Raw genomic sequence first — 1,142 nt, forward strand, 5'->3', positions numbered from 1 at the left:
GTACGGGCGCATACCGGCGCGCTGGCGCCATCGCCTGCGCCGGCGCCTCGAGCGCGAAGCCTACGTGCCGCCCGCGCCGGCGGCCGCCGCACCCGCCGTCGCCGTGACCGCGCCGAGCCGGCACGACGGCATCAACCTGATCGGCTATGCGCGCGGCGAATTCGGCGTCGCCGAAGTGCTGCGCAACTACGCCGCCGTGCTGCAGCAGGCCGGCATTCCGTTCGGCGTGCGCAACATCGAGATCGGCGTCGCGAGCCGGCAGCAGGACCATCGCCTCGACGCATTTCTCGACGACACTCTGCCGCAGGACGTCAGCCTGTTCTGCGTCAACGCTGACCAGATGCCGGTCGTGCACGAACATCTCGGCGCGGCGGCGTTCGCCGGCCGCTACACGATCGGCTGCTGGTTCTGGGAGCTCGAACGCTTTCCGCCGCGCTGGTCCGACGCGTTCGCGCTCGTCGACGAGATCTGGGTGCTGTCGGACTTCGTGCGCGCGGCCGTGGCCGCCTGCACCGACAAGCCGGTGCACGTGATCCCGCTGGCCGTGCAGCAGCCGACGCGGCCGCCGCTGCCGCGCGCGGCGCTCGATCTGCCTGACGAGGCGTTCGTCGTGCTCGCGAGCTTCGACTTCAATTCGTGGATCACGCGCAAGAATCCACAGGCCGCGATCGCCGCGTTCCGCGCCGCGTTTCCGCCCGAACGCCGCGACGTGCGCCTCGTGCTCAAGACCATCAACGGCCAGCGTCTGCCGGCGCCGCTGCACCAGCTGACCGAGGCCGCCGCCGGCGACGACCGCATCCTGCTGCGCGACGGCTTCCTCGACCGCGACGGCATGTGGTCGCTGCAGGCGGCCTGCGACGTATACCTGTCGCTGCACCGCTCCGAAGGCTTCGGCCTCGGCCTCGCCGAATGCATGGCGCTCGGCAAGCCCGTTGTCGCGACGGCCTATTCGGGCAACCTGCAGTTCATGGACGCCGACAACAGCTGCCTCGTGCCCTATCGTCTCGTGCCGGTCGACGAAGGCGAATACCCGGACTGGCGCGGCCAGCACTGGGCCGAGCCCGACGTGACCGCGGCCGCCGCACAGCTGCGCCGGCTCGCCGACGATCCGGCCGCGGCGCGCCGCCTCGGCGCCGCCGCGC

The 1,142-nt window shown here is 71.8% G+C and carries 1 protein-coding gene; it reads left to right on the forward strand.

Going from position 1 to position 1,142, the window contains the following annotated elements:
- Window positions 1-1,142, forward strand: a 1,142-nt coding sequence (locus NON22_RS24625; RefSeq protein ID WP_257389616.1) for a glycosyltransferase, incomplete at both ends; no start/stop codon positions are given.

The organism is Tahibacter caeni (assembly GCF_024609805.1).
Taxonomy (GTDB): domain Bacteria; phylum Pseudomonadota; class Gammaproteobacteria; order Xanthomonadales; family Rhodanobacteraceae; genus Tahibacter; species Tahibacter caeni.